Annotated in this window: 1 protein-coding gene; it reads left to right on the top strand. The window is 77.1% G+C overall.

Annotated elements, in window-relative coordinates; all coding sequences use genetic code 11:
• The coding region (locus tag C1I97_RS37335) for a DUF58 domain-containing protein (protein ID WP_111007294.1) at window positions 1-1,349 on the top strand (1,349 nt) is incomplete at its 5' end.
• Window positions 1,350-1,352: the final 3 nt, after the last annotated feature.

Here is a 1,352-nt window from a genome sequence, read left to right on the forward strand (position 1 = left end):
ACCGGGGGGAGCGGGGGGAACGGGGCGGCGTGCGCACCGCGCTGGCCGGCCTGACCACCCGGGGGCGCTCCTTCCTGGCCGCCGGGGTCGCCGCCGCCCTCTGCGCCTACGTTCTCGGCCAGCCCGACCTGCTGCGGGTCGGGCTGCTGCTCGCCGCCCTGCCGCTGGTCTGCGCGACCGTGCTCCACCGCACGCGCTACCGGGTGGCCGGCAGCCGCCGGCTCTCCCCCACGCGCGTGCCCGCCGGCAGCGAGGCCCGCGTGCACCTGCGCGTGGACAACGTCTCCCGGCTGCCCACGGGCCTGCTGATGCTCCAGGACCGGGTGCCGTACGTGCTCGGGCCGCGCCCCCGTTTCGTGCTCGACCGGGTCGAGCCGGGCGGACGCCGCGAGGTGTCCTACCGGGTCCGCTCCGACCTGCGGGGCCGCTATCCGCTGGGCCCGCTGCAGCTGCGCCTGACCGACCCGTTCGGGATGTGCGAACTGACCCGGTCCTTCTCGACGTACGACACCCTCACCGTCGTGCCGCGCGTGGAGCCGCTGGCGCCGGTGCGGCTGAGCGGCGAGGCCAGGGGGTACGGCGACGGGCGGCAGCGCTCGCTGGCGCTGGCCGGCGAGGACGACGTCATCCCGCGCGGCTACCGCCACGGCGACGACCTGCGCCGCGTGCACTGGCGCTCCACCGCGCGCTACGGCGAGCTGATGGTGCGACGCGAGGAGCAGCCGCAGCGCGCCCGCTGCACGGTGCTGCTCGACACCCGGGAGCTCGCCTACCGGGGCGCCGGTCCCGACTCGGCCTTCGAGTGGGCGGTGTCCGGCGCGGCCTCCGTCCTGGTGCACATGCTGGAGCGGGGCTTCTCGGTCCGGCTGCTGACCGACACCGGCAGCCTGGTGCCCGGCGAGGCCCCCGACGGTTTCGCGGGCGCCGGCCAGGAGTCGGCGGACGCGGCCGGACTGATGATGGACACCCTCGCCATGATCGACCACTCGGACGGGGCGGGCCTGTCCCGCGCCTACGACGTGCTGCGCGGCGGCAGGGAGGGGCTGCTGGTCGCCTTCCTGGGCGACCTGGACGAGACCCAGGCCGCGGTGGCCGCCAAGATGTGCCGGCGCAGCGGCGCGGCGGTCGCCTTCGTCCTGTCCGGCGAGACCTGGTCGCGCGAACCGACCGGCGCCCCGGCCCTGCCCGACCCCGCCGGGGAGAGCCTGCGCCTCCTGCGCGAGGCCGGCTGGGCGGCCGTCGGTGTGCCCCGGGGCGCGGCACTGGACGAGGTGTGGCGCCGGGCGGACCACGAACGCACGGCCGTCGGCGCGACGAGCGGCACGGGCCTGGGCGGGGGATGGTCATGAACG

The sequence above is a fragment of the Streptomyces sp. NTH33 genome (assembly GCF_003236365.1).
In the GTDB taxonomy this organism is placed as follows: Bacteria; Actinomycetota; Actinomycetes; order Streptomycetales; family Streptomycetaceae; genus Streptomyces.